At 69.5% G+C, this 22,693-nt stretch carries 28 protein-coding genes and 1 tRNA gene; 18 read left to right on the top strand and 11 right to left on the bottom strand.

The annotated features are described in order from the left end of the window. Positions 1-14: 14 nt before the first annotated feature. Positions 15-323, bottom strand: coding sequence for a DUF3288 family protein (locus KBY95_RS09795; RefSeq protein WP_254964804.1), 309 nt, complete (start codon positions 321-323; stop codon positions 15-17). A 71-nt stretch (positions 324-394) separates the two neighbouring features. Between KBY95_RS09795 and KBY95_RS09790 the strand changes: the two genes are divergently transcribed. The 7 genes from KBY95_RS09790 to KBY95_RS09760 all read left to right on the top strand — a co-directional run bounded on the left by KBY95_RS09790 (position 395) and on the right by KBY95_RS09760 (position 4,246). Continuing rightward, positions 395-2,143 carry an ABC transporter ATP-binding protein gene (locus KBY95_RS09790; protein WP_254964803.1) on the top strand — a complete coding sequence of 583 codons (1,749 nt, stop codon included), beginning with the start codon at positions 395-397 and terminating at the stop codon, positions 2,141-2,143. A gap of 130 nt (positions 2,144-2,273) precedes the next feature. After that, positions 2,274-2,552 carry a hypothetical protein gene (locus KBY95_RS09785; RefSeq protein WP_254951194.1) on the top strand — a complete coding sequence of 93 codons (279 nt, stop codon included), beginning with the start codon at positions 2,274-2,276 and terminating at the stop codon, positions 2,550-2,552. A 25-nt stretch (positions 2,553-2,577) separates the two neighbouring features. Beyond that, positions 2,578-3,315 (top strand): peptide-methionine (S)-S-oxide reductase MsrA, encoded by a 738-nt coding sequence (gene msrA / locus KBY95_RS09780; protein ID WP_254964802.1) that lies wholly within the window; start codon positions 2,578-2,580, stop codon positions 3,313-3,315. Positions 3,316-3,326: 11 nt separating this feature from the next. Continuing rightward, positions 3,327-3,635: an MliC family protein gene (locus tag KBY95_RS09775; protein WP_216908427.1), complete on the top strand. Its 309-nt coding sequence runs from the start codon at positions 3,327-3,329 to the stop codon at positions 3,633-3,635. Then, positions 3,632-3,793, top strand: a complete 162-nt coding sequence (locus KBY95_RS09770) for a hypothetical protein (protein ID WP_254964801.1) — start codon at positions 3,632-3,634, stop codon at positions 3,791-3,793. The genes KBY95_RS09775 and KBY95_RS09770 overlap by 4 nt, the downstream gene beginning before the upstream one ends. Continuing rightward, entirely contained in the window at positions 3,790-4,158 is a 369-nt protein-coding gene (locus KBY95_RS09765; RefSeq protein WP_254964800.1) for a hypothetical protein, read from the top strand. The genes KBY95_RS09770 and KBY95_RS09765 overlap by 4 nt, the downstream gene beginning before the upstream one ends. A gap of 14 nt (positions 4,159-4,172) precedes the next feature. Beyond that, a tRNA-Pro gene (locus KBY95_RS09760) sits at positions 4,173-4,246 on the top strand. A 118-nt stretch (positions 4,247-4,364) separates the two neighbouring features. On the opposite strand, the gene KBY95_RS09755 is transcribed toward KBY95_RS09760, so the two are convergent. Beyond that, positions 4,365-4,619 carry a hypothetical protein gene (locus tag KBY95_RS09755; protein WP_254951202.1) on the bottom strand — a complete coding sequence of 85 codons (255 nt, stop codon included), beginning with the start codon at positions 4,617-4,619 and terminating at the stop codon, positions 4,365-4,367. A gap of 111 nt (positions 4,620-4,730) precedes the next feature. Continuing rightward, positions 4,731-5,597 carry a 3'-5' exonuclease gene (locus tag KBY95_RS09750; RefSeq protein WP_254964799.1) on the bottom strand — a complete coding sequence of 289 codons (867 nt, stop codon included), beginning with the start codon at positions 5,595-5,597 and terminating at the stop codon, positions 4,731-4,733. A gap of 99 nt (positions 5,598-5,696) precedes the next feature. On the opposite strand from KBY95_RS09750, the gene KBY95_RS09745 reads away from it, so the two are divergent. Together KBY95_RS09745 and KBY95_RS09740 are read left to right on the top strand one after the other, a co-directional pair. Next, positions 5,697-6,161, top strand: coding sequence for a peroxiredoxin (locus KBY95_RS09745; protein WP_254964798.1), 465 nt, complete (start codon positions 5,697-5,699; stop codon positions 6,159-6,161). Positions 6,162-6,196: 35 nt separating this feature from the next. Further along, the gene (locus KBY95_RS09740; RefSeq protein ID WP_254964797.1) at positions 6,197-6,925 is read left to right on the top strand and encodes a DUF1350 family protein; all 729 of its coding nucleotides are present in this window, start codon (positions 6,197-6,199) and stop codon (positions 6,923-6,925) included. A 24-nt stretch (positions 6,926-6,949) separates the two neighbouring features. On the opposite strand, the gene acs is transcribed toward KBY95_RS09740, so the two are convergent. After that, positions 6,950-8,923, bottom strand: coding sequence for an acetate--CoA ligase (acs, locus tag KBY95_RS09735; protein WP_254964795.1), 1,974 nt, complete (start codon positions 8,921-8,923; stop codon positions 6,950-6,952). An 80-nt stretch (positions 8,924-9,003) separates the two neighbouring features. Here acs and KBY95_RS09730 point away from each other — a divergent pair, with 80 nt between their 5' ends. The 3 genes from KBY95_RS09730 to KBY95_RS09720 all read left to right on the top strand — a co-directional run bounded on the left by KBY95_RS09730 (position 9,004) and on the right by KBY95_RS09720 (position 10,557). Continuing rightward, positions 9,004-9,456: a tryptophan-rich sensory protein gene (locus tag KBY95_RS09730; RefSeq protein ID WP_254964794.1), complete on the top strand. Its 453-nt coding sequence runs from the start codon at positions 9,004-9,006 to the stop codon at positions 9,454-9,456. Between the two features lie 100 nt (positions 9,457-9,556). Next, positions 9,557-9,883, top strand: a complete 327-nt coding sequence (locus KBY95_RS09725) for a hypothetical protein (protein WP_396095011.1) — start codon at positions 9,557-9,559, stop codon at positions 9,881-9,883. Positions 9,884-9,897: 14 nt separating this feature from the next. Then, positions 9,898-10,557 carry an HAD family phosphatase gene (locus KBY95_RS09720; protein ID WP_254964793.1) on the top strand — a complete coding sequence of 220 codons (660 nt, stop codon included), beginning with the start codon at positions 9,898-9,900 and terminating at the stop codon, positions 10,555-10,557. On the opposite strand, the gene sds is transcribed toward KBY95_RS09720, so the two are convergent. The 5 genes from sds to KBY95_RS09695 form a co-directional block, all read right to left on the bottom strand. Then, a complete protein-coding gene (gene sds, locus KBY95_RS09715; protein WP_216908406.1) occupies positions 10,551-11,522 on the bottom strand; it encodes a solanesyl diphosphate synthase in 972 nt (323 codons plus the stop codon). The two genes, KBY95_RS09720 and sds, sit on opposite strands and share 7 nt — an antisense overlap. A 37-nt stretch (positions 11,523-11,559) precedes the next feature. After that, positions 11,560-12,384, bottom strand: coding sequence for a glutamate racemase (murI, locus tag KBY95_RS09710; protein ID WP_254964792.1), 825 nt, complete (start codon positions 12,382-12,384; stop codon positions 11,560-11,562). Next, positions 12,381-13,478 (bottom strand): N-acetylmuramoyl-L-alanine amidase, encoded by a 1,098-nt coding sequence (locus KBY95_RS09705; RefSeq protein WP_254964791.1) that lies wholly within the window; start codon positions 13,476-13,478, stop codon positions 12,381-12,383. The genes murI and KBY95_RS09705 overlap by 4 nt, the downstream gene beginning before the upstream one ends. A gap of 6 nt (positions 13,479-13,484) precedes the next feature. Beyond that, complete coding sequence (locus KBY95_RS09700; protein WP_254964790.1) at positions 13,485-14,303, bottom strand: carbon-nitrogen hydrolase family protein; 819 nt, start codon at positions 14,301-14,303, stop codon at positions 13,485-13,487. 61 nt (positions 14,304-14,364) lie between these two features. Further along, the gene (locus KBY95_RS09695) at positions 14,365-15,120 is read right to left on the bottom strand and encodes a 2-phosphosulfolactate phosphatase family protein (RefSeq protein ID WP_254964789.1); all 756 of its coding nucleotides are present in this window, start codon (positions 15,118-15,120) and stop codon (positions 14,365-14,367) included. 73 nt (positions 15,121-15,193) lie between these two features. Here KBY95_RS09695 and KBY95_RS09690 point away from each other — a divergent pair, with 73 nt between their 5' ends. After that, entirely contained in the window at positions 15,194-16,768 is a 1,575-nt protein-coding gene (locus KBY95_RS09690; protein ID WP_254964788.1) for a UbiD family decarboxylase, read from the top strand. After that, positions 16,768-17,214 carry an Rrf2 family transcriptional regulator gene (locus tag KBY95_RS09685; protein ID WP_254964787.1) on the top strand — a complete coding sequence of 149 codons (447 nt, stop codon included), beginning with the start codon at positions 16,768-16,770 and terminating at the stop codon, positions 17,212-17,214. The genes KBY95_RS09690 and KBY95_RS09685 overlap by 1 nt, the downstream gene beginning before the upstream one ends. Here the strand turns inward: KBY95_RS09685 and ubiG are convergent. Beyond that, positions 17,183-17,968, bottom strand: a complete 786-nt coding sequence (gene ubiG / locus KBY95_RS09680) for a bifunctional 2-polyprenyl-6-hydroxyphenol methylase/3-demethylubiquinol 3-O-methyltransferase UbiG (RefSeq protein WP_254964786.1) — start codon at positions 17,966-17,968, stop codon at positions 17,183-17,185. The genes KBY95_RS09685 and ubiG overlap by 32 nt on opposite strands. On the opposite strand from ubiG, the gene KBY95_RS09675 reads away from it, so the two are divergent. After that, on the top strand, positions 17,943-18,686 hold the full coding sequence (locus tag KBY95_RS09675; RefSeq protein WP_254964785.1) for a TIGR04283 family arsenosugar biosynthesis glycosyltransferase: 744 nt from the start codon (positions 17,943-17,945) through the stop codon (positions 18,684-18,686). The two genes, ubiG and KBY95_RS09675, sit on opposite strands and share 26 nt — an antisense overlap. A gap of 3 nt (positions 18,687-18,689) precedes the next feature. Here the strand turns inward: KBY95_RS09675 and KBY95_RS09670 are convergent, their stop codons facing one another. After that, on the bottom strand, positions 18,690-19,376 hold the full coding sequence (locus tag KBY95_RS09670) for a DUF547 domain-containing protein (RefSeq protein ID WP_254964784.1): 687 nt from the start codon (positions 19,374-19,376) through the stop codon (positions 18,690-18,692). 94 nt (positions 19,377-19,470) lie between these two features. On the opposite strand from KBY95_RS09670, the gene KBY95_RS09665 reads away from it, so the two are divergent. The 3 genes from KBY95_RS09665 (at position 19,471) to glmU (ending at position 22,675) form a co-directional block, all read left to right on the top strand. Further along, positions 19,471-19,800 carry a DUF2605 family protein gene (locus KBY95_RS09665; RefSeq protein WP_254964783.1) on the top strand — a complete coding sequence of 110 codons (330 nt, stop codon included), beginning with the start codon at positions 19,471-19,473 and terminating at the stop codon, positions 19,798-19,800. 110 nt (positions 19,801-19,910) lie between these two features. Further along, a complete protein-coding gene (gene aroA, locus KBY95_RS09660) occupies positions 19,911-21,203 on the top strand; it encodes a 3-phosphoshikimate 1-carboxyvinyltransferase (protein ID WP_254964822.1) in 1,293 nt (430 codons plus the stop codon). Positions 21,204-21,298: 95 nt separating this feature from the next. Next, positions 21,299-22,675, top strand: a complete 1,377-nt coding sequence (gene glmU / locus KBY95_RS09655) for a bifunctional UDP-N-acetylglucosamine diphosphorylase/glucosamine-1-phosphate N-acetyltransferase GlmU (RefSeq protein ID WP_254964782.1) — start codon at positions 21,299-21,301, stop codon at positions 22,673-22,675. Positions 22,676-22,693 lie beyond the last annotated feature (18 nt).

The raw sequence follows: 22,693 nt of genomic DNA, 5'->3' as shown, positions 1-22,693 counted from the left end.
CGGCACTCCCCGGGTCAGCCCGCGTCGTCGGAAGCGGTGTCAAACCCGGAACCCACCGCTTCGGCCACCGGAGCAGCACCAGGCCGGAATCCGGCCGCCCAGATGGCCCGGGTGCGGCCATGGAGCGCCTCGGCGTCCAGACCCCAGAGTCTCAGGATCCGCTCCAGGTCGTCGCGGATGTCGGCGGCGCCAGGAAAGCCCCGATAGCGCATCTGCAGCCGGGCCGCGTCCACCAGGTGCTCGTCTTGTGGGCGCTCCACCGCCAGGAGCCGGTCGACCGTTTCCCGGTCGCTGGCATGGAGGGGGTGATTCTGGTCGTCCATGGCCCGTGCGGCCCGTGGGCCCTGGGGAGCGATGCCTAGGTTAGGAGGCCCCGATGCCCCTCCCTTCCTGCATGAGCGCCCTGCGGCTGGATCTGATCGGGCGCTATCTCCGGCCGCACAGGGGCACGGTGCTGGTGGGGGCCGGCGCCCTGGTGGTGGTGAACCTGCTGGGGGTGGCCATCCCCCTGGTGGTGCGGCAGACGATCAATGCGCTCAAGCCCGGCTTCGTGATGGCGGATGTGCTCGGGGTGGCGGGCCTGATCATCGTGATGGCCACGGTGATGGGAGCCACCCGCCTCTATTCGCGGATGCTCGTGTTCGGGGTGGGCCGTCAGGTGGAAGCGACCCTGAAGGAGCGCATCTTCGACCACGTGCTCACCCAGGACCCCGGCTGGGTACAGACCACCGGCAGCGGCGAGGTGATCAGCCGTGCCACCAGTGATGTGGAGAACATCCGGCGCCTGCTGGGCTTCGCCCTGCTCAGCCTGACCAACACCGTGCTGGCCTATGCCCTCACCCTGCCGGCGATGCTGGCGATCGACCCGCTGCTGAGCCTGGCGGCGGTATCGCTCTACCCCGGCATGTTGATGGTGGTGCGCCTGTTCGGCGGCCGCATGATGAAACAGCAGCGCCGCCAGCAGGAGGTGCTGGCCAACCTGAGCGACCTGGTCCAGGAGGACCTCAGCGGCATCGGCGCCATCAAGATCTACGGGCAGGAGGCCACCGAGGGAAAGGCCTTCGCCGCTCTCAACAAGGTCTATCTGGACGCCCAGCTCTCCCTGGCCAGCACCCGCAGCACCCTCTTTCCGCTGCTGGAAGGAATTGCCTCCCTCAGCCTGCTGCTGCTGCTGGCACTGGGCAGCGGCCAGCTGGAAAGCGGTCGACTCAGCATCGGCGATCTGGTGGCCCTGATCCTGTTCGTGGAACGCCTGGTCTTCCCGACCGCCCTGCTGGGCTTCACCCTCAACACCTTCCAGACCGGTCAGGTGAGCCTGGAGCGGGTGGAAGCCCTCCTCAGCCACCCCCCGGCCATCGTGTCGCCCACCGATCCGCTGCCCCCTGGACGACCGGCCCATGGGGCCGTCAGGGCCAAGGGGCTGACGGTCCGTTATCCGGGGGCGGAGCGGCCGGCCCTGGAGAACCTCAGCTTCGCGATCCACCCCGGTGAGCTGGTGGCGGTGGTGGGACCGGTGGGTTGCGGCAAAACCACCCTGGCCCGGGCCCTCGGCCGGATGGTGGAGGTGCCTTCCGGCCAGCTGTTCCTCGACGGCGTCGACGTGACCAGGCTGCGGCTGAGTGATCTGCGTCGGCAGGTGGCCCTGGTGCCCCAGGAGGGCTACCTGTTCACCGCCAGCCTGGCTGACAACCTGCGCTACGGCGATCCCGAAGCGGGCATGGAGCGGGTGGAGGAGGCCGCCCGTCAGGCCCGGCTGGAGGGGGACATCAAGGGCTTCCCCGATGGCTACCGCACGCTGGTGGGAGAGCGGGGAATCACCCTGAGCGGCGGCCAGCGCCAACGCACGGCCCTGGGGCGGGCGCTGCTGGTGGAGGCCCCTCTGCTGGTGCTCGACGACGCCCTGGCCAGCGTCGACAACACCACCGCAGCGGGCATCCTGCGCTCGGTGCGCGAGGAGCAGCGGCGCACGGTGGTGATGATCAGCCACCAGCTCTCGGCCGCGGCGGCCTGTGACCGGGTCCTTGTGCTCGAAGCGGGTCACCTCGTCCAGGAGGGCCACCACACCGACCTGCTGCAACAGGAGGGCACCTACCGCCGTCTCTGGGACCGGGAGGAAGCCGTGCGTCAGCTGCAGACCGCTTGAACCGGCTGGGCCCTCGCGGGCCGGATGCAGCACCTGGTTTCAAACAGATGTTGAGTTGCTCGGTCCAGGGACCATGGCTGGGCTTACCTGGTAGGGCCGTGGTTCCATCACCGCCTGCCACGCCGTCCCCATGGCCCCCACCCCGTCACCCCTCAGCCAGCCGCTCAACGTTCGCTGCACCCTGACCTTCGGCGACATCTACGCCCAGGTCCTGATCTGGATGGCCGTGATCTTTGTGAGCCTGGCGGCGGGTCTGGCCTTGATGGGGGCAAGCCGCCCCCTGTTCGCCCTGGTGGGGGTGGGCCTGATCCTGGTGCTGTCACTGCCCTTTCTGTTGTTCGCCTTCATCACCACCCTGCTGAACCACATCGCCCTGGTGCCGCAACAGGATCATCAGGGCGCTTCCTAGGGTTGGAGTCCTGACGGCATCAACCTTGTTCGGCCTCTTCAACAGCCCCGCGAGCGACAGCAGCAACCCGGCCCCTGGCAAGGGCGGCGCGGTGGCCGCAGGGACCCACGCCGTTCTCGGCACCCCCCTGGCGGCCCCGCCGGCGGAGGGCCAGGCGGAAGCCCAGTTCGGTTGCGGCTGCTTCTGGGGAGCGGAGAAGGGCTTCTGGCGGCTTCCCGGAGTGATCACCACCGCGGTGGGCTACGCCGGTGGCCAGCTCGCCTCCCCCAGCTACGAGCAGGTTTGCAGCGGCCGCAGCGGCCACGCCGAGGTGGTGCGGGTGGTGTGGGACACCGCCCGGATCTCCTTCGCCGATCTGCTCAAGCTCTTCTGGGAATGCCACGACCCCACCCAGGGCAACCGCCAGGGAAACGACCGGGGCAGCCAGTACCGATCGGCCATCTTCGTGGACGACCCCACGCTTCTGGCCCTGGCCGAAGCCAGTCGCCAGGCGTACCAGGAGGCCCTCGATACCGCCGGCGCGGGAAGGATCACCACCGAGATCGGCTCCAGCAGACGTTTCCACGTCGCTGAGCCCTACCACCAGCAGTATCTGGCCAAGCCCGGAAGCCGTCCTTACTGCTCCGCCCAGCCCACGGGCCTCACCCTCGGCACGTATCCCGGTGCCACCTACCTCCTTCCCGCCTCCGTGTGGGAAAGCTATGACTGGGCCATCCCCCATTGCGTCCTTCGCGGCGACAATGCGCCGATCGCCCTCGTCTGACCGCTACTGCCATGGCCGCCCCACCGCTGCTCGCGCTCGGACTCCTGCCCCTGCTGGCGATGCAGTCCCCCTGGTGGGAGAACTACGACATACGGGAACGCTTCCTCTGCGGTGACCGCGTCTCGGTGGTGCTGGAGCGCAACGCCTCCCAGGCCTCTCTGATCGCTGGCCGCACCCGGTCCACCCTGTTCCGGGAGGAATCGGATGCTCCGGGGCTTCGCTATCAGAACGAAAGCCTTCGGGTGATCCTGCGGGGGGATGAGCTCACCCTCGAACAGCTGCCCAGTCGTCGGATCTGCGTACGCAGCGAACAGGTATGAAGCCTCTCTCCGATCGGGTCGTGATCGTGGCCCTGATCGCCGCCGTCGGGATCTGTTTTGCCTTGGCCTTCTGGACGGTGCGGCTGAACCCCTCCGGGGAGCCCCCTCTGCTGTGGCGCCAGGGGCCGAGCGTCTCGGTGCCATCGCTGTTTTCGTGAACGACCCCACCAAGGATCTGGATCAGGATCAGGACCCGCCGAGGCGCCAGCTGCATCCGCTGCCCAAGGGGCTGGTCGAGCTCTACGGCCTGCTGGCGGTGTTGTTCGTGCTGGTACCTGAATGGATGGCCGGCAGCGCCCTGAAGGGATTCAGGGAGGGCCGGGAAGGTTCCGAACTGCCGCTGCCGTCGATGGCCTGGCAGCGGTTGCCTGAGCTGCAGCTGGCCACGATGGGTCTGGCGGAGCTGCGGCTGATGGCGCGCCGCGAGCACCTCTGTGGCTACACGGTCATGGGGCGCCAACGGCTCACGAACCGACTGATGCGGCGGCTGTCCAGGCGTCGCGGGACCCCAAGGACGCTGTGATAGCTTCATTCCGCCGGGGCGTAGCGCAGCTTGGTAGCGCACCACTTTGGGGTAGTGGGGGTCGTGGGTTCGAATCCCGCCGCTCCGATTCAGCCGGTCCGCCGAACGTTCTTCCAAGGCGTTGGTCGGTCGTTTCCTTTTCTGTCAGCTGATCCCATCGGCTGATTTTTTTTGGCCTGCACGCCTGGCTGGAGCCTGGGCCAACGTCAGTGGAGTCTGGTGGCGACGTTGAAGCGCACCAGCCAGAGATTGACCCGCCGCCGCAGCCGGGGTGGCACCTCCTGCACCAGCTGAAACAGCTCCTGGGACGCCAGCCGGCGCAGGGCGCGCACGTCGACCCGCCAGAGGGCCTCCGCCTCCCGGATCAGCCGTGCCCAGGTGCGGGCTGTCTGCCAGCGGCGCACGCGGTGCTGCGCGGGTTCAGCGCCATCACCGGAGCTGGTTGGCAGCCGGGTGACCATGACGGCGACGCCGGAAGAACACTCCAAGGGTGGGGAGGCCGCGAGGAAGCGCCCCGTATACCCGGTTCTGCTTCAACCATCGAAACAAAAACGGAAGATCCGGCGCCGGCCTCAGGCGCTGCGGGCCAGGCCTTCGACAGGCGAAGGCTCAGGCATCAACTGGACGGGAAAGGCCAGTGCCTCTGCCTCCCGCCGGCTGAGACGGCGGCTCCAGGCCTTTGGCACCGCTTCGTTCCAGCGGAAACCAGCCTCCCGGGCGCGGTGACGCTCGGCGTAGGGAAGCTCCGCCCGGTAGAGGCTGCGGGGCTCCAGGGCGGCCTGCAGCAGCGCCTCGAGGTCGGTGCAGCGCTCAAACACCTGGGCCAGGTAGATGCAGTCGGTCAGGGCCCGATGGGCCGCCCAGACCGGCACCCCATAGGCCAGGGCCAGATCACGGACCGAAGGGGTGCTGCGCAACTGGCGCTCGGACGGCCAGCGGATGTCCTCCATCGAGCAGATCCAGGGGCGATCCAGCACCGGCAGGGGCCCCAGGCCGAACCACTGCCGATCGAAAGCGACGTTGTGGGCGACCAAGGCGTCACAGGCGCCGACCATGGCCCGGAAGCAAGCCAGGGCCTCCTGCCAGGGCTGCTCCAGACGCGTCACCACGGCAGGGATGCCGTTGATGCCCTCGGCCGCGTTACCGGCGCTGGGCAGCAGGAAGGACACCTGGCTCAGCACGGCCCGCTGGGGCACATGGAACAGAATCGCCCCCACCTCGATGCACTGGCCCTGGAGGGTGGAGAGCCCGGTGGTCTCCGTGTCAAGGATCAACAGTTTCTCGGGAACCCGGGGCAGGGCCCGCGGCGGGCGGCCGGCGCAGACGGGCAGGGACAGGGGGGCGGGCCGGGTCGCGGCGGGGGGGGGCGGGTCGGCCGGCACCGGGGCCGCCACTCCCAGCAGATCGTTCTGTTGCCAGAGACCAGGTTGCTCCTGCATCGGGCGCCGTCCGCACGCCCCCCATCGTCGCAACCCGGGCAAGGCCTTGCCGGTTTCGTGCTTCCTAGGCTGGAGAGGTCCCGCCGTTTCTCCGCTTTCGTGGCTCCAGCCCTCGCCCCCGGCGACACCGCCCCTCTGATCGCTCTGCCCGACCAGGACGACACGGAACGGCGCAGCGACCAGCTGGACGGCAAAGCCCTGGTGCTGTTCTTCTATCCCAAGGACGACACCCCCGGCTGCACCATGGAGGCTTGCGCCTTTCGGGACAGCTACGCCGACCTGCAGGAGCTCGGGGCCGCGGTGTGGGGGGTCAGCGGCGACGATGCCGCCAGCCACCGGCGCTTCGCCAACCGCCACCGGCTGCCGTTTCCGTTGCTGGTGGATGGCGGCAACCGGCTGCGCAAGGCCTTCGGCGTGCCCAGCGTGCTGGGCCTGCTGCCCGGCAGGGTCACCTACGTCATCGATGGCCAGGGGGTGGTCCGCCATGTCTTCAACAACCTGCTCGATGGCCCGGCCCACCGGCGCGAGGCCCTGGACGCCCTGCGTGGCCTCCAGGCCTCCTGAGCCGCGCCGCAATCCGTAAGGGGGAGAACGAGACCGTGACGCCGTGGCGACAACAGGGGGAGCTCTGGACGCTGGAGCCCACGGGCCGCCCCCGGGGACTGATCGAATTCATCGGTGGCAGCTACCTGGCCGCCACCCCCCAGCTGAGCTATCGGCGCTTTCTCGAGGCCCTGGCCAACAGGGGCTGGCGGATCCATGCCTGGAGCTACGTGCCCGGCTTCGACCACCAGTCCCAGTCCAACGCCGCCTGGCGGCTGTTCCGCCAGTGGCGCGAACAACAGACCGGCCAGCCCGAAGCCACCCTGCTGCGGCTGGGCCACAGCCTGGGCTGCAAGCTGCACCTGCTGGCGCCCGATGGGGGCCGGCGCTGTGATGGCCTGGTGGCCCTCAGCTTCAACAACTTCTCAGCCGAGCGATCGATCCCCTTCCTGGCGGAGTTGGGCCAGCAATTCCGCTTCCGCAGCGAATTCAGCCCCTCCCCGGAAGACACCCTGGTCCAGATCGCCAACAGCTACCGCCAGCCCCGCAACCTGCTGGTGCGCTTCAGCCGCGACAGCATCGACCAGAGCGGCCGGCTGATCGGCGTGCTGCAGGCCAGGACAGGCGATGCCTCCACCCTGGTGGAGCTGCCCGGGGATCACCTCACCCCCGCCAGCGGCGGACTTCGCAAACAGTTCCTCGGCGACTGGGCCGATGATCCAGCCCGCCAGCGGGGCATGGAGCGGCTGGCCGAGCAGATCAGCACCTGGGCTGGGGCTGTCTGAGGCCGCCCGGGCTGGCTCAGGGCCTCAGACCCGCAGCTGGTCGAGCACCGAACGGTCCTCAAGGGTGGAGGTGTCGCCGCTCACCTCCTGCCCCGACGCCAGGGAGCGCAGGATCCGGCGCATGATCTTGCCGCTGCGGGTCTTGGGCAAGGCATCGGTGAAGCGGATGATGTCGGGCCGAGCAATCGGCCCGATCTCCAGGCCCACATGGCGGCGCAGCTCGGCCTCCAGGGCCGCATCGCCCTCCACCCCCACATCCAGGGTGACGAAGGCCACAATTCCCTCCCCCTTGAGATCGTCGGGTCGGCCCACCACCGCGGCCTCCGCCACCGACGGGTGGCTGACCAGGGCCGATTCGATCTCCATCGTGCCCAGCCGGTGGCCGGAGACGTTGATCACGTCATCGACCCGGCCCATCACCCAGAAATAGCCATCAGCGTCGCGGCGGGCGCCGTCGCCGGCGAAATACAGCCAACTGCCATCGGCGGGCCGAATGTGCTCCCAGTAGCTGCTACGGAAGCGATCCGGATCCCCGTGCACGGTGCGCATCATCCCGGGCCAGGGCCGCCGCACCGCCAGGTAGCCCCCCTGGCCGGTGGGCACGCTGTTGCCCTCCAGGTCGACCACGTCGGCGACGATCCCTGGCAGGGGCAGGGTGGCCGAGCCGGGCTTGGTGGGGGTGGCCCCGGGCAGGGGGCTGATCATCACCCCGCCGGTCTCGGTCTGCCACCAGGTGTCCACCACGGGGCAGCGGTCGCCGCCGATCACATCGCGATACCACATCCAGGCCTCCGGATTGATCGGCTCGCCGACGGTGCCGAGGATGCGCAGGCTGGACATGTCGTAGCGGTCGGGTACCGCACGGCCGCTCTTCATGAAGGCGCGGATGGCCGTGGGGGCGGTGTAGAAAATCGTCACCCGGTGCTTCTCGATCACCTCCCAGAAGGCCCCGGGCTTGGCCGGCCGCGGCGCCCCCTCGTACATGAGCGTGGTGGCGCCGTTGGAGAGTGGCCCATAGACGATGTAGCTGTGGCCGGTGATCCAGCCCACATCGGCGGTGCACCAGTGAATGTCGTCCTCGCGGATGTCGAAGATCCACTGGAAGGTGAGATGGGCCCAGAGGTTGTAGCCGGCGGTGGTGTGCACCACCCCCTTGGGTTTGCCGGTGGAACCGGAGGTGTAAAGCACGAAGAGACGGTCTTCGCTGGCCATGGGCTCGGCCGGGCAGTCGGCGCTCTGGCCATCCACCAGCTCATGCCACCAGAGGTCGCGGCCGGCCTCGAAGGCGGTGGCCTCGCCGGTGCGGCGTACCACCAGCACGTGCTCGACGCTGGGGCACCCCTCATCCAGGGCCTGATCCACCGCCGGTTTGAGGGACACGGCCTTGTCCTTGCGGAAGCCGCCGTCGGCGGTGATCACCAGCTTCACCTGCCCGTCGTTCAGACGGTCGCGCAGGGCCTCAGCGGAGAAGCCGCCGAACACCACCGAGTGGGGGGCGCCGATGCGGGCGCAGGCCAGCATGGCAATGGCCGCCTCCGGCACCATCGGCATGTACAGGGCCACCAGATCCCCCTTGCCGACACCGAGGCCTTTGAGGGCATTGGCGGCGCGACAGACCTCGGCGTGCAGCTCGCGGTAGGTGAAGCGGCGCACGTCGCCCGGTTCGCCTTCCCAGATCAGGGCCGTCTTGTCGGCCCGGGGGCCCTCCAGGTGGCGATCGAGGCAGTTGTAGGAAAGGTTGGTGGTGCCCCCCTCGAACCAGCGGGCGAAGGGCGGATGGCTCCAGTCGAGCACCGTCTCGAAGGGCTCGAACCAGTGCAGCTCGCGCCGGGCCGCCTCTCCCCAGAAGCCATCGGGATCGGCCTGGGCGCGCGCCGCCAGCGCTTCGTAGGCCGCCATCGAACCGATGCGGGCCTCGGCGGCCAGCTGGGGCGGCGGATCGAACTGCCGCTGTTCCTGGAGCACCGACTCGATGGTGGGCGAGGAGTCCTGGGTCATGGCAAAGCCTGCCGGGCGGGCTGGGGCATGGTGCATTCAACCGCAGACAGGCCACGCTGGAGGGACACGGCTCCCATCCCATGCCTGCCTGGCTGACGATCCTGCTGGTGATGGGCCTGGTGATCGCCGTCCTGACCCCGAGCCGGCAGCAGTTCGCCTGGTTCCTGCGGCTGCGCCGGCCCCGCTGGCTCACCTTCGAGCGCTGGATCCCACTGATCTGGTCGGTCATCTACCTCTGCTTCTATGCCGCGTCCCTGCTGCGCTGGTGGGCCGGTGGGGTGACGGCGCCGCTGGCCATGGTGGGCTTCCTGGTGCTGCTGGTGCTGGTGCAGAGCTACACGCTGCTGATCTGCCGCACCCGGCGGCTCGCCTGGGGAACGGCCGCAGGCCTGGCTGGGTGGCTCTGGGGCCTGGGCCTGGCGCTGGCGCTGCTGCCCATCTCGAGTCCCGCCAGCCTGCTGCTGGTGCCCTTCCTGCTCTGGAGCCCGATCGGCACCTTCGTGACCTGGCGGATGCAGAAGCTGAACCGATGAGACCCCACCGACCCGGAGCGTCCGCCAGGCCGATCAGGGCTGCTCATCGCTGCTTGGCAAGATCGCCCGGCGGCGTTAGCCAGGGGGCGAACCCACGGGAATGGAGCGCAAGGCCATGGAGGAGCAGCCCATCACGCCCCATGCCGGCCCGACACGGGACGCCGAGGGCAACCTCACCTACGTGGGGGACGACGGTCGCCGCTATGTGGTGGGGTTGCCGCCGGACATCGATGAAGACAACGTCGAGCAGGTGATGACCCTGCTGCGGGGCGGCACCGGGCTGTTCCAGCAGATCGAGGCCCTCTGCCACCGCTGGATCGAGGAGGTGAGTGGCAGTGAGCTCGACGAGCGGGCCGCCCTGGTGCTGTTGCTCACCACCCTGGAAACCGCCCTGGAGGACCGTTACCCGGAGATCGATCCGCCCTGATGCAGGCTGGGAGCATGTCCCAGCGACCCGCCGCCTGCCTGTTCGATCTCGACGGTTTGCTGCTGGACACCGAGCCCGCCCATGCCAGGGCCTGGCAAACGGTGGCCAGCCGCTTCGGTCGCCCCCTCGATGGGGCCGAGTTGCTCAGCCTGCGGGGCCGGCGGCGCCTCGACTGCGCCAGCCAGGTGCGTCGGTGGATCACCGCCGCGGGAGGGCCACCGCTGAGCGAGCAGGAGCTGCTGGCCGTGCGCCAGCCCATCGCCGAGGCCCTGCTGGCGGGCGCCCCGGCCATGCCCGGTGCCGAAGCCCTGGTGCGGCGCTGCCTGGCCCTGGAGATCCCCATGGCCCTGGCCACCAGCAGCGCGCGCGCGGCGGTGGAACTGAAGGTGGCACCCCACCCCTGGATGGCCCTGATCAGCGCACGGGTCCATGGCGATGACCCGGACCTGGGCAGGGGCAAACCTGCCCCGGATGCTTTCCTGTTGGCGGCCCGGCGTCTGGGGGTGGCCCCAACCGCGTGCTGGGCGTTCGAAGACTCCAGCGCCGGCGTGGCCGCCGCCCTGGGCGCCGGTTGCCGGGTGCATGTGCTGCTGCCTCCTGGGGTGGGCTGCCAGGCCTACCCCGAAGGGGTGATCTGCCTCAACTCCCTGGAGGAGGTGGCGCTGGATCAGTAGAGACGGCTGAGGACGAACTCAGGCAGGGCGCGCAGGGCGCTGCGGGGCTCCGAGGGAGGCAGCCATTCGATCGCCTCGTGGGCCTCACGGGCGAAGCCCTCGGCCAGGGCCCGGGCCCGGCCGATGGCCTCGCAACCGCGCACCATGGCCAGGGCCTGGTCGAGGTCGCCGGCCTCACAGAATTCCCGCTCGATCAGCCCGGCCAGGGCCGGCCGCTCCTCGAGCGCATACAGCACCGGGGCGGTGAGGTAACCGGAGGCCAGGTCACTGGCGGCGGGCTTGCCCAGCTGCTGGTCGCTGGCGGTGAAATCGAGGATGTCATCCACCACCTGGAAGGCCAGGCCGAGTTGGCGGCCGAAGCGGTAGAGGGCGTCGAGGCGTGGTTCGGGCAGACCGGTCAGCACCCCGGCGGCCCGGGCACTGTTGGCGATCAGGGACGCCGTCTTGCAGTAGCTCTTCTCGAGGTAGGTCTCGAAGCTCTGACCCGTGTCGTAACGGAACAGACCCTGGCGCACCTCGCCATCGGCCAGATCCATGATCACGCGGGATAGCAGTTTCACCACCTCGAGATCATCGAGATTGGCGAGGTGCCAGCTGGCCTGGGCGAAGAGAAAATCGCCGGCCAGCACCGCAACGCGGTGGTTGAAGCGGCTGTGCACCGTGGCCACGCCCCGGCGGGTGGCCGCCTCATCCACCACGTCGTCATGGACGAGGGAAGCGGTATGGATCATCTCGGTGATCTCCGCCAGCCGCCGGTGGCGGGGGCTGAGGCCCCCGTCGGGGGCAATGGCCCGCGACAGCAGCAGCACGATGCCGGGCCGTAGGCGCTTGCCACCGGCCGCGAACAGATGCTCGGCGGCGGCCTGAAGAATCGGATGGCCGGCGCCGATCAAGCTGCGCAGGTCGGCCAGCAGGGCATCGAGGTCGGACTCCACCGGCTGGAGCAACTCTGCAACCGTCGCCACGTCACCTCCACGATGAAGCGATCCTAGGGGCCGTGCCTCAATAGGCGCGGGTGGGCGACTGCAGGCTGACGCTGCGCACCGCCGGTCGGCTTCCCAGCCAGGCGGCGGCCGCGGTGGCGAAGGCCTCGGCGGGGCCGGTGACACAGAAACGGGTGCGCTCCAGAGGCGGACGCACCGACTCCACCGTCTGGTCCACTTCGGGGGAATCGCCAAGGCTGGCCAGCAAGGGCCCGAGGCGCTGGGCGGCCGCCAGGGCCGGGTCCACCAGTTGCACGTCGGGGGGGAGCAGCTCGGCCAGCAGGGCCCGCAGCAGCGGGTAGTGGGTGCAGCCCAGCACGATGGTGTCCACCTCAGCCTCCAGCAACGGGGCCAGGTAGTCGGCGGCGGCGGCGCGCAGCTCGGGGGCCTGCAGGTCGCCGGCCTCGATCAGGGGCACGAAGGCGGGGCAACCCATCTCCAGCACCCGGGCCGAGGGGCGGCAGGCCTGGATCGAACGCCGGTAGGCACCACTGGCGGCGGTGGCTGGGGTGGCCAGCACCCCGACGTGGTCGCTGGTGAGTTCACTGGCCAGGCTGTCGATCAGCCCCACCACCGGCACCCCTGCTTCGGCCACGGCCACGTCGAGCGCCAGGGCATTGGAGGTGTTGCAGGCCATCACCAGCACACCCACCCCCTGCAACCGCAGCCAGTGCACCACCTCCGAGGCAATCGCCCGGATCTCTTCGTTCGACCGTTGTCCGTAGGGAACCCGGGCCGTGTCCCCCAGGTAAAGGCAGGGGGAGTGGGGGTAGAGGGCATGGACCTGACGCAGCACGGTCAACCCGCCGAGGCCACTGTCGAACAGGCCGACGAGCAGGCTCAAGAGTCCCCCTGGAGATAGTCGAGGATCCCGGCGGTGATGGCCACGGCCATGCGGCGCCGGAAATTGGGATCGGCCAGGCGAGGTGCGTCGATGCGACCGGTGACGAAGCCCATTTCCGCCAGCGCCGCCGGCATCACCGTGCGGCGGATCACAAAGAAGCGGCCCGGCCGGGCGCCGCGGTCGGGGGTGCCCGACGAAATCGCCATGATGCGGGACTGGATCGCCTGGGCCAGCCGCTGGGAGCTGCCCGACTGGAAATAGAAGGTTTCGACCCCATTCACATCGGGGCGGGCCATGCTCAGGGCATTGGCGTGGATGCTCACGAAAACGGCGGCGTTGCTGCTGTTGGCCAACGACACCCGCGGCGGCAGGTCGACATCCACGTCCGAGGTGCGGGTCATCAGCACCTGCACCCCCCGGGCCTGGAGCAGCTGGGCCACCTGCAGGCTCACATCCAGCACGACATCGGCTTCCCGCAGTCCACCGATCCCCACGGCGCCCGGGTCAGGGCCCCCGTGGCCAGGGTCGATCACCACCCGGAAGCGGCCCCGGGGCACCACCGGCAGTCCATCGGGGGACAGGGGTCGGCCGGAAGTGGCCCGACCGCTGCCGCTGAAGGTGGGGCGGGTGGCGCTCCAGCTGGAGGTTGGCGCGTCCATGTCGCCCTCGCCGACATTGCGGGTGAAGCCACTCAGGGGCAGCCCGGTGAGGGTCAGGCGCCAGCGGTCACGGGCGGTGCCCACCAGCCGCAGCTGGCGTGGATCAAGGCGGGTGCCTGGCCTGAATTCGAGCACCAGCCGGGTGGTGCCGGAATCGGGCCGGCCGATCCGCACTTCCCGCACCAGGCCGCCAACGGGCACCGAACGGCTGCGCTGGGGGGCGCCCGGCAGATCCACCCAGACCCGGGGGCCGGTGGCGCCCGAACCCTCCTCGTAGAACGCCTGCAGCCGCACCCCCGGGGAGGTGCGCAGTTCCAGCACCCCCTCCCGGCTGAGGCGCCAGGCCGACAGGGCACTCGCCGCCTGGGCGGGCAGGGAGCCAAGCAGCAGGGGCAGGCTCAACAACCAGGCGAAACGCGCCGCAGGCACTCCCATGAACACTCAGAAAAGGGCCGGGTGACGGTGCTGCAGGCTGGGCATCTGGGCACGGACCCTGGCCTCGTGGGCCATGTCGACCGGGGCCATCGCCAGGCCCGGCTCCACTCCCGCGTCGGCCATCACGGTGCCCCAGGGGTCAATCACCAGGGCATGGCCATGGGTCTGGCGGCGGCCGTAGTGGAGTCCGGTCTGGGCGGGGGCCAGGACATAGGCGGTGTTCTCGATGGCCCGGGCCTGGAGCAGCACCTGCCAGTGGTCCTTGCCGGTGTAGGCCGTGAAAGCAGCCGGGATCATCAGCAACTGGGCCCCTGAGCCCGCCAGCTGGCGATACAGCTCGGGGAAACGCACGTCGTAACAGATCGACAGACCAATGCGACAGAGCCCCGGCACGTCGACCACGGGGGGCAGTTCGTGGCCGGGTTGCACCGTGGCCGACTCCCGGTAGGTGATGCCGTCGGGCAGATCGACATCGAAGAGGTGGATCTTGTCGTAGCGGGCCAGGAGCTGGCCCTCCCGACCCACCAGTTCGGCGCGGTTGAAGGTCTGGCCTTCCCCGGCCGGCACCGGGAACCCGCCGCCCAGCAGGGTCACCTGGTAACGCCGAGCCATGGTGACCAGAAAGCGGCTGCAGCGCTCCGCCAGGAGCGGCGCCAGCTCCAGCCGGCGGACGTCGTCGCCCATGAAGGCGAAGTTTTCGGGCAGGCCGACCAGGTCGGCGCCGCGGCGGGCCGCCAGTTCGATCAGTTCTTCGGCCGCTGCGAAATTGGCCTCCGGATCGGGGGTGCTGGTGAGTTGCAGCGCTGCTGCCAGAAAACTGCTCACCGCCAGACCGCTCCAAGACCGGCGAATCGTAAGGGACCCGCCAAGCGGGGCAAGGCGCGGCTCAACTGGCCCGCAGCACCCCGGGTTCGGCCTGGATCGGCACGATCTCCAGGCTGTCCACGGCGGCGCAGCAGGCGAAATCGGCGTCGTGGTTGCCGAGGCCAATCAGGCGCTGGCCGTGGCTGGCGCTGCGCAGGCAGGTCTCGGTGTCGTGGCGCCACTGCTGCCAGAGGGCCAGGGCCGCCAGCATCTCGTCGTTGGCGCAGCGGACCCCCATGTGGGGAGCCACCGCCAGCTCGATCGCGGCCGAAGCCACCGCCCCCGCCGCCAGGCTGTCCTCGAGGGAGTAATCCCCCTCCCAGCCGCTGCCCACGATCCAGACCCGCAGGGCCTGGCGCTCGATCAGCCGCCGTGCCACGGCGGTGCGGTTGGGCAGGCAGGCGGTGAGCAGCAGGGGTACCGCCTGGACCCGATCGAGGGAGCGGGTGCCATTGGTGGTGCTCAGGAAGAGGCGCTTGCTCTCCACCCGCTCCGGGGTGACCGCCAGGGGGGAGTTGCCCAGGTCGTAGCCCTCCACCCGCTTGCCGCCGCGCTCGCCGGCCCGCAGCCGGCGGGCGGCAGGCCAATGGGCGGCGGCCGCTTCGAGGGCGCCCAGATCGGCAAAGGCCTGGATGGCCTCGGCCCCGTTCTGCAGCGCCCAGGCGATGGTGGTCGTGGCCCGCAGCACGTCGATGACCACGGCCGCATCGGGACCTCCCTCCTCGGGGGAAAGCAGCGGGGGCACCGCTTCGGAGGTGTGGAAGTAGGAGAGCAACACGGAACGCGATCGCTACGGGGGTGCGTCACAGTAGGCAGCAGCACGACAGCGCAGGACGACGGTGGCTGGGGTGGTGGCGGAAGGGATCGGACGGGGCAAAGCCCTGGGACGCCAGCGCAATCTGCGCGATTTCCTGGCGTTGCTGGAGAAGCGCGGCCAGCTGCGGCGCCTCACGGCGCCGGTGGACCCGGATCTGGAACTGGCGGCCATCGCCGATCGGGTGCTGGCCATGGGCGGCCCGGCCCTGCTGTTCGAGAACGTGATCGGCTCCCCCATGCCGGTGGCGGTGAACCTGATGGGCACCGTGGAACGGGTGCTCTGGAGCATGGGCATGGAACGGCCCGAGGAGCTCGAGGCCCTCGGCGAGCGCCTGGCCCTGCTGCAGCAGCCCCGGCCGCCGAAGGGACTCAAGGAGGTGATGAAATTTGGGGGGCTCTTCTGGGATCTGGTACGGGCCCGGCCCGACCTTGATCTCACCCCCCCCTGTCACCAGCAGGTGCTGCGTGGCGAGGAGGTGAATCTGGAGCGCCTGCCGCTGCTGCGCCCCTGGCCGGGGGATGCGGGCGGGGTGATCACCCTGGGGCTGGTGATCACCAAGGACCCCGAAACCGGTGTCCCCAATGTCGGCGTCTACCGGCTGCAGCGCCAGTCGATCAACAGCGCCACCGTGCACTGGCTGAGTGTGCGGGGCGGTGCCCGGCACCTGCGCAAGGCGGCGGCGATGGGCCGCAAGCTTGAGGTGGCGGTCGCCATCGGGGTGCACCCGCTGCTGGTGATGGCGGCGGCGACACCGATTCCGGTGCAGCTGAGCGAGTGGCTGTTCGCCGGCCTCTACGCCGGTGAGGGCGTGCGACTGGCCCGCTGCAAAACCCTCGACCTGGAGGTGCCATCCCACAGCGAGGTGGTGCTGGAGGGCACGATCACCCCCGGCGAGGTTCTTCCCGACGGCCCTTGCGGCGACCACATGGGCTTCTACGGCGGCGAAGAGGACTCGCCCCTGGTGCGCTTCCACTGCGTCACCCAGCGCCGTGAACCGATCTTCCTGACCACCTTCAGCGGCCGGCCGCCGAAGGAGGAGGCGATGCTGGCGATCGCCCTGAACCGCATTTATACGCCGATCCTGCGCCAGCAGATCCCGGAGATCGTCGATTTCTTCCTGCCCATGGAGGGCCTCAGCTACAAGCTGGCGGTGATCGCCATCGACAAGGCCTACCCGGGGCAGGCCAAACGGGCCGCCATGGCCTTCTGGAGCGCCCTGCCCCAGTTCACGTACACCAAGTTCGTCGTGGTGGTCGACAAGTCGATCGCGATCCGCGACCCGCGCCAGGTGATCTGGGCCATCAGCGCCCAGGTGGATCCGCAGCGCGACCTGTTCGTGCTGGAGGACACCCCGTTCGACTCGCTTGATTTCGCCAGCGAGCGGCTCGGGCTCGGGGGACGGCTGGCGATTGATGCCACCACCAAGATCGGCCCGGAGAAGCGCCACGACTGGGGCCAGGCCCTGGGCCGGGACGCCTCGCTGGAGGCCCGGGTGGATGGTCGCTGGAGCGAACTGGGCCTGGATGATCTGGGCCAGGGTGAGCCGGACCCCGCCCTGTTCGGCTACACCCTGGAGTACGTGCTGGAGCGCCTCGCCGCTGGCCGCTGATGCTGCGCCGCAGCGGCATCTACGCCCTCAAGGCCCTGCTGGAGCTGGCCCTGGATCCACCGCGCTGGCAGTCGGTGAACGCCCTTGCCCTGGCCCAGGACCTGCCGGCCCCGATGCTGGAGCAGTTGATGCTCAAGCTGCGTCGTGCCGCCCTGGTGGAGTCCCGGCGGGGCCGGCAGGGGGGCTACCGGCTGCGGCGCCTGCCCGCGGACCTGCCCCTGGCGGCGATTCTGGCGGCCGTGGACGCCCCGGCCACCAGCCTGGTGCCCCCCGCGGACCCCGAGCAGGACCCGCAGCCCAGCGACCGGGTGACCCGGGTGCTCAACCGACGCCTGTTGCAGGCCCTGGAGCGGGAACTGGACCGCCTCACCCTGGAGGACCTGCTCTTCGATCTGCGCAGCGCCCGGGCGGCCTTCAGCGAATCCGGGGGGCTTCTGCTGGGCTGAGGCTGGCGACACCGATGAACATCACCGCCAGGTCATCGTCAAAGCCGACCTGGAAGCCACCAGTGCGCCAGTAATGCAGCAGCCGGCCCAGGGTACGCAGCGGACCACGGCCGAACAGATCCATGCCCTGCATCGCGACGGCGCTGAATCCACGGGCCGCCAGCCAGCCACGCAGGGCCACTGGCGTGACGAACCGCTCCCAGTCGTGAACGCCGGCCGGGATCAGCCGCAACACCAACTCGAGCAACCAGATCATGATGAGCCGGGAGCGGACGGTGCGATTGATGGTGTCGAAACAGAACGTTCCTCCTGGGGTCAGCACCCTGGCAATCTCCGCGATCACGCTGTCCGGGCGATCGACATGCTCCAGCACGTCGACGCAGATGACCACATCGAAACGTCCGACCCCAAAGGGAAGCTGCTCCGCCGTTCCCACCCGGTAGTCAATCTCCAGACCCGACGCGGCCGCATGGCTTCGGGCCGCGTCGATGCAGGGGGCGGAACGGTCGATGCCACTCAGGCGAGCGCCCCGGCGGGCAAGAAATTCACAGGTGTAACCGCCGCCACACCCCACATCCAGGACCCGCAGATTCCCCCACTGGGGAACGAATCGATCAAAAAAGAGAAAGCGAAGCGGATTGAGTTGGCTGAGCGGAAAGATGGTGGCCGTTTCATCCCACCAACCAGCCGCCTGCTGATCGTAGAATGAGAGATTGTTACGCAGCAAGGTGATAGCGCCGTCGGTTTCGATCATTATCCCGACCCTCAACGAAGCCGCTCACCTGGGCCGCACCCTCAACCAGCTGGAGATCCTCGATCCGGCGGCCGATGAGGTGATCGTGGTGGATGGCGGCAGCACCGATGCCACTCTGGCCAAGGCCCACGTTCACGACTGCCAGGTCATCCGCTCGCAGCGGACAGGGCGGGCGGTGCAGATGAACCAGGGCGCGGCCGTGGCCCGCGGCGAAATCCTCTGCTTCCTCCATGCCGACACCCTGGTGCCTTCGGATCTGGTGCTGCTGGTGGCCACCACCCTGGCCGACCCGGCCGTCAGCGGCGGTGGCTTCATTGCGCTGATGCGGGGTGAGCGCCGTACCCGTTGGGGCGTGAGCCTGCACAACGCCCTCAAGACCCATTACGCGGCGCTGCTCTTCCGGCCCCATCGCTACGTCCTCAAGGGCTTCCGGGTGCTGTTCGGCGACCAGGTGATGTTCTGCCGCCGGCGCGACTTCGAGCGCTGCGGCGGCTTCGACGCCAGCCTGCCGATCATGGAGGACGCCGATCTGTGCGAGCGACTCGGCCGGCTGGGCCGCATCCGGCAGCTCAACCGGGTGGTGGAGTCCTCCGACCGCCGGGTGGCGCGCTGGGGCTCCTGGCAGGCCACCGGGATCTACCTGATGATCGGCCTGCTGTGGGGCCTGGGCGTACCGGCCTCGCGGCTCAGACGCTTCTATGGCCAGATCAGCGATTGAGGCTCAGCCGTTGAGTGCCCAGTCGTAGGGGAGGTAGCGGAGCCGGACGCCCGCCGGCAGCGCCAGCTCCGGGAGGTAGCGGCCCACGTAGGCGGCGATGGAGGGGGCCACCGCCAGGAAGTCCTGGCGGTACCACTGGAAGATCCGGCTGCAGTGCAGGCGGCCGCTGGCCTGATCGAAATGCAGCTTCTGTGGATTCAGCAGAAAGCGCAGAGCGTCCTCCTCCAACTGGGCCTCAAGCCGGTCGGCCCGGTAGGCCTCAGGACGGAGCAGGGGGCAGCCGACAGCGGCGCAGACCAGGGCGAAATGAAGGCGGGGGTCGCCGAATCGAGGGCGAAGAATCTCGTGCTCGATGCGGTTGAGGCTGAGGGGCTGGCCCTGCAGGCTGATCACCGGCCGGGAAAAGAAGGCCAGGAACGCCGGCCAGTTGGGCACCCCTGCGATGGTGGGGCGAATCGAGGCCAGCGGGAAGCGTGCCAGCACCTCCTTGATCACCAGCGCGTTGTAAAGGTTGATCCACAGGGCCATGGCGTCGGCCGTGGAGTTGGGCTCCGAATCAAAGGGGCGCTGGGCCGCCAGCCAGTCCTCCAGTTCGCCAGCGCCCTGTCGCTGCCAGGTGCCGTAGTCCACCCGACCAGCGCCATCGACGTAGCGGCGGATGAGGCCATCCCAGGCAGCAACGTCAGTCATGGGGCAACCCTTCCGGAGCCATCGTTCCATGTCCCTGCCAGGGACTGGTGATCCGTACCGGGGAGATGACGGCAGGAATTCCTACGCTGATCGAATGGAGTCCGCCCCTTCCCTGCCCGATCCCACCGGCCCCCTGCTGGAGGAGATCCTGGTGCCACTGCTGCAGGACTACGCCGAATCCTTTGATCGCGGCCTGTTGCTGCTGCAGCACTGCCCGGAGACTGTGCTGGCCGCCGGCGACCAGGCCAACCTGGGCGAGCGGCTTGAAGAAGCGCGCCGGTCCCTGGCGGCGGCGCGGGCCCTGCGAGCCGCTGCCCCCAAGCCGATGGGCCTGGCCATGGAGACGATCACCGCCTGGCACCGGCTGGTGGTGGAGGTCTGGGGCCTGTCGTCCAAGCTGCGGGCGATCGGCATCCGACCCTGAACGAAGCGGCCAGGAACCGGTCGCTCCATAGGATCGCTCCAGTTGGCGCCACACTCTTGTCCTCTTCCGCGGGCGTCGAAGCGAGCGTGGCCGCCCTACCGGCGCCCCTGATGCTGCCGGCCGGCGGCAGCCTGAGGGGAAGTGTGAAGGTGCCCGGCGATAAATCCATTTCCCACCGTTCGCTTCTGTTCGGGGCCATCGCCGAAGGACCCACCCGCATCGAAGGGCTGTTGCCCGCTGAGGACCCGCTCAGCACCGCCGCCTGCCTGCGGGCCATGGGCGTGACGGTCTCGGCGATCAGCGCCGGCCAGCCGGTGAGCGTGGAGGGGGTGGGGCTCGACGGGCTGAAAGAGCCCGACGACGTGCTCGACTGCGGCAACTCCGGCACCACCATGCGGTTGATGCTGGGGTTGCTGGCTGGCCGCGCCGGGCGTCACTTCGTGCTCACCGGGGACGCCTCCCTGCGTTCCAGGCCCATGGGCCGGGTGGGACTTCCCCTGGCTCACATGGGGGCCCGGATCCAGGGGCGCGAGAACGGCAATCTGGCCCCCCTGGCCGTGCAGGGCCAGACCCTCCATGGCGGTGTGATCGGCACGCCGGTGGCGTCGGCCCAGGTGAAGAGCGCCCTGCTGCTGGCCGCCCTGACGGCAAGCGGTCCCACCACCGTGATCGAACCGGCCCCCACCCGCGACCACAGCGAGCGGATGCTGCGGGCCTTCGGCGCCGACCTCGTGGTGGATGGCGACCAGGGCCGCTTCATCACCGTGAAGCCCGGCCCGAGCCTGCGGGGCCAGACGGTGGTGATCCCCGGTGACATCAGTTCGGCCGCCTTCTGGCTGGTGGCGGCGGCGATCACCCCGGGGGCCGATGTCACCGTTGAAAACGTCGGCCTCAACCCCAGCCGCACCGGCATTCTCGATGTCCTGACCGCGATGGGCGCCCTGATCAGCGTGCTCAACGCCCGCGATGTGGCCGGCGAACCGGTGGGGGATCTGCGCGTGCAGCACGGCCCCCTGCGGGCCTTCCGCATCGAGGAACCGATGATCCCCCGCCTGGTGGATGAAATCCCTGTGCTGGCGGTGGCGGCCTGCTGCGCCGAGGGAGTCAGCCGCATCAGCGGCGCCGCCGAGCTGCGGGTGAAGGAGACCGACCGGCTGGCGGTGATGGCCCGTCAGCTGACAGCCATGGGGGCCAGGCTCGAGGAGCATGCCGATGGCCTCAGCATCGAAGGCCCGACCCCGTTGCACGGGGCCGAGGTGGACAGCGAAACCGATCACCGGGTGGCGATGAGCCTGGCGGTGGCCTCCCTGGTGGCCCGCGGCGACACCTGCCTGCGTCGAGCGGAGGCCGCCGCCGTCTCCTACCCAGGCTTCTGGGAGGACCTGACCCGCCTGCGCCACTGAGCTGGCTGTTGCTTGGGGTCGTGGGGAGCGATCAACGCACTGGGCTGCTCCTTAGGGCACCGGTAGATTCCGGCGCAGACGCCCCGCCGCCGCCGATGCTCGCCGTTGCCGTCCTGGCCGCCGGGAAAGGGACCCGCATGAAGAGTGCCCTGCCGAAGGTGCTCCAGCCCCTAGCCGGGGCGACCCTGGTGGAACGGGTGCTGGGCAGCTGCCACCGGCTCGCCCCCGACCGCCAGCTGCTGGTGGTCGGGCACCAGGCGGAACGGGTTGAGCGCACCCTCGCTGGCGTGGAGGGGCTGGAATTCGTCCTGCAGCAGCCCCAGAACGGCACCGGCCATGCCGTGCAGCAACTGCTCCAACCCCTCGCGGGCTTTGAGGGGGAGCTGCTGGTGCTCAACGGTGATGTGCCCCTGCTGCGGCCCGAAACCCTGGAGCAACTGCTGGCTACGCATCGTGCCAGTGGCGCCGCGGTGACCCTGCTCACCGCCCGCCTGGCCGACCCCAGCGGCTACGGCCGCGTTTTCGCCGACGCGGCGGGCCAGGTGAGCGGGATCGTGGAACACCGCGACTGCAAGGCAGAGCAGCTCGGCAACACCCTCACCAACGCCGGCATCTACTGCTTCGACTGGGCCCGCCTTGCCGCCGTGCTGCCCAGCCTGAGCAGCGACAACGACCAGGGCGAGCTCTACCTCACCGACACCGTGGCCCTGCTGCAGCCAGCCATGCACCTGGCGGTGGACGACCCCAACGAGGTGGCCGGCATCAACGACCGCCAGCAACTGGCCCACTGCGAGGCGGTGCTGCAGGAGCGGCTGCGGCGCCACTGGATGGCCGAAGGGGTGAGCTTCACCGATCCTGCCAGCTGCACCCTCAGTGAGCACACCCACTTCGGCCGCGACGTGCTGGTGGAGCCCCAGTGCCACTTCCGGGGGGTCAGCAGCATCGGCGAGGGCTGCCGCATCGGCCCGGGCTGTCTGATCGAGAACAGCCACCTGGCCGCCGGGGTGGAGGTGCTCCATTCGGTGCTGCGTGACAGCCATGTAGAGCCCGGCTGCGTCATCGGTCCGTTCGCCCAGCTGCGGGCCGGCGCCCGTCTGGCCGCCGGCTGCCGCATCGGCAATTTCGTGGAGGTCAAGAACAGCCAGCTGGGGGAGGGCTGCAAGGCCAACCACCTCAGCTATCTGGGCGACGCCGACCTGGGCGCTGAGGTGAACATCGGCGCCGGCACGGTGACCGCCAACTTTGATGGGGTGCGCAAGCACCGCACCGTGATCGGTGGCGGCAGCAAGACAGGTGCCAATTCAGTGCTGGTGGCACCGATCACCCTCGGCGCCGGGGTGACGGTCGGGGCCGGCTCCACCCTCACCAATGACGTGCCCGCCGGCGCCCTGGCCCTGGGCCGGGCCCGCCAGCTGGTGAAGGAGAACTGGGGCGCTGCCAGCTCCCGGCAACAGCAGGGGGTGGCGGGTTGAATCCCGAATTCCTGGCTT

It is taken from the genome of Cyanobium sp. Aljojuca 7A6 (assembly GCF_024346455.1).
GTDB lineage: Bacteria > Cyanobacteriota > Cyanobacteriia > PCC-6307 > Cyanobiaceae > Cyanobium.
Note: the sequence above shows the minus strand (reverse complement) of the source record. Positions and strands in the feature narration are given on the sequence as shown.

Excerpts from the sequence above, each read along its gene's own strand:
- KBY95_RS09795 (WP_254964804.1), bottom strand. The coding sequence starts at position 323 with ATGGACGACCAGAATCACCCCCTCCATGCCAGCGACCGGGAAACGGTC.
- KBY95_RS09790 (WP_254964803.1), top strand. The coding sequence starts at position 395 with ATGAGCGCCCTGCGGCTGGATCTGATCGGGCGCTATCTCCGGCCGCAC.
- KBY95_RS09785 (WP_254951194.1), top strand. The coding sequence starts at position 2,274 with ATGGCCCCCACCCCGTCACCCCTCAGCCAGCCGCTCAACGTTCGCTGC.
- KBY95_RS09775 (WP_216908427.1), top strand. The coding sequence starts at position 3,327 with ATGGCCGCCCCACCGCTGCTCGCGCTCGGACTCCTGCCCCTGCTGGCG.
- KBY95_RS09770 (WP_254964801.1), top strand. The coding sequence starts at position 3,632 with ATGAAGCCTCTCTCCGATCGGGTCGTGATCGTGGCCCTGATCGCCGCC.
- KBY95_RS09755 (WP_254951202.1), bottom strand. The coding sequence starts at position 4,619 with ATGGTCACCCGGCTGCCAACCAGCTCCGGTGATGGCGCTGAACCCGCG.
- KBY95_RS09750 (WP_254964799.1), bottom strand. The coding sequence starts at position 5,597 with ATGCAGGAGCAACCTGGTCTCTGGCAACAGAACGATCTGCTGGGAGTG.
- acs (WP_254964795.1), bottom strand. The coding sequence starts at position 8,923 with ATGACCCAGGACTCCTCGCCCACCATCGAGTCGGTGCTCCAGGAACAG.
- KBY95_RS09730 (WP_254964794.1), top strand. The coding sequence starts at position 9,004 with ATGCCTGCCTGGCTGACGATCCTGCTGGTGATGGGCCTGGTGATCGCC.
- KBY95_RS09725 (WP_396095011.1), top strand. The coding sequence starts at position 9,557 with ATGGAGCGCAAGGCCATGGAGGAGCAGCCCATCACGCCCCATGCCGGC.
- KBY95_RS09720 (WP_254964793.1), top strand. The coding sequence starts at position 9,898 with ATGTCCCAGCGACCCGCCGCCTGCCTGTTCGATCTCGACGGTTTGCTG.
- KBY95_RS09705 (WP_254964791.1), bottom strand. The coding sequence starts at position 13,478 with ATGGGAGTGCCTGCGGCGCGTTTCGCCTGGTTGTTGAGCCTGCCCCTG.
- KBY95_RS09685 (WP_254964787.1), top strand. The coding sequence starts at position 16,768 with ATGCTGCGCCGCAGCGGCATCTACGCCCTCAAGGCCCTGCTGGAGCTG.
- ubiG (WP_254964786.1), bottom strand. The coding sequence starts at position 17,968 with ATGATCGAAACCGACGGCGCTATCACCTTGCTGCGTAACAATCTCTCA.
- KBY95_RS09670 (WP_254964784.1), bottom strand. The coding sequence starts at position 19,376 with ATGACTGACGTTGCTGCCTGGGATGGCCTCATCCGCCGCTACGTCGAT.
- KBY95_RS09665 (WP_254964783.1), top strand. The coding sequence starts at position 19,471 with ATGGAGTCCGCCCCTTCCCTGCCCGATCCCACCGGCCCCCTGCTGGAG.
- aroA (WP_254964822.1), top strand. The coding sequence starts at position 19,911 with ATGCTGCCGGCCGGCGGCAGCCTGAGGGGAAGTGTGAAGGTGCCCGGC.
- glmU (WP_254964782.1), top strand. The coding sequence starts at position 21,299 with ATGCTCGCCGTTGCCGTCCTGGCCGCCGGGAAAGGGACCCGCATGAAG.